This is a genomic window from Blautia intestinalis (genome assembly GCF_014297355.1).
Classification (GTDB): domain Bacteria; phylum Bacillota; class Clostridia; order Lachnospirales; family Lachnospiraceae; genus Blautia_A; species Blautia_A intestinalis.
In genome coordinates, this window is sequence record NZ_JACOQE010000037.1 from 1 (window position 1) to 1,051 (window position 1,051).

2 protein-coding genes are annotated in these 1,051 nt (G+C 43.6%); both read right to left on the bottom strand.

Annotated features, from left to right (window positions below; all coding sequences use genetic code 11):
• Positions 1–136: 136 nt before the first annotated feature.
• Positions 137–451 carry a relaxasome subunit MobC gene (locus H8Z79_RS16650; protein ID WP_117705064.1) on the bottom strand — a complete coding sequence of 105 codons (315 nt, stop codon included), beginning with the start codon at positions 449–451 and terminating at the stop codon, positions 137–139.
• Between the two features lie 145 nt (positions 452–596).
• Positions 597–827, bottom strand: coding sequence for a helix-turn-helix domain-containing protein (locus H8Z79_RS16655; protein WP_187002976.1), 231 nt, complete (start codon positions 825–827; stop codon positions 597–599).
• Positions 828–1,051: the final 224 nt, after the last annotated feature.

A 1,051-nucleotide genomic window follows, 5' to 3' on the forward strand; every position in this document is an offset into this window, starting at 1 on the left:
CGGAACGAGCCCGGCAAGCGTAAGCGCAGACCGGTTGCCACCTGTGGCAAACTTATACGGACGACCTCTGGTTGTCCATAAGTGCGCCCTTCATGAAAAAGCAATGAAGGGAATGGAAAATCCACTCCCTCCGGCATTACACTTCCTCCGTATTCGCAACTGGCTCTTTCTGCATTGCCTTTGAGAAGAATTTCCCATTTGCTTCCTGCCTTTTTAAGAAGCCGATCAGCTTTGGGATATCATCTTCCTCAATCGCAGAACCCAGCACCGATTCCACCGCACCACCAATCTGGCAGAGCCTGTGTGTCCGCTTTTTGGTTTCCACATCTTTCTGACGTTTCTTCAGTTCCCGTTTCTGTACTGCATACTGTTTTGCTTTCTCAAGGCTTTCCTGTTCTTTCTTTTCCAACTGGAGCATACGCTCCTCATAACTCTTTGTTGATCTTGCCATAAATATCATCGTCCTTTCTTTTTCTTCCAAACATAAGTTTCCTGTTGTCTGTCAGACGAAGTACATGGTATAATCTGTTTGCGTGTAGGTATATCATGACTCCGGTCTGATAGAACCTTTGGCGGTTTCTTCGGGAACCGCTTTTTTAAGTTGAACCGTTTCTTGTGACTGCTTTCACATTTCCCTTATCCCTCAAGTCTCTGCCCTCGTTGACTTCCATAAAAAGTTCCAGCATATCCGTTTTGATCAGGACTTTTCTCCCGACCTTTAATACCGGAAGTTTCTTCCATTCCACCAGTTTTCTCAGGGTGTTCCTGCCGATTCCCGTATAATCAGCAGCTTCTTCAATAGATAAGGCAATCTTTCTTTGTGTCATATGACCACCTCCTTTTAAATTGCATTATGCAATTTCATTTGTGCTGTCAGTATAGCGTGTTTATATTGCTTTGTCAAGCATTATGAAATTTCATTTTTTTCTACCAATTGCATATTGCAATATATTTTGTTGCGTGGTATAGTAATGACATACCGAAAAAGGAGGCACATCAGCATGAAAGATAAAGAACTACGCAAGCTGATCGGCAGCAGGGCAAAACAGCG

Coding starts and splice junctions, on each gene's coding strand:
- H8Z79_RS16650 (WP_117705064.1), bottom strand. CDS start 451: ATGGCAAGATCAACAAAGAGTTATGAGGAGCGTATGCTCCAGTTGGAA.
- H8Z79_RS16655 (WP_187002976.1), bottom strand. CDS start 827: ATGACACAAAGAAAGATTGCCTTATCTATTGAAGAAGCTGCTGATTAT.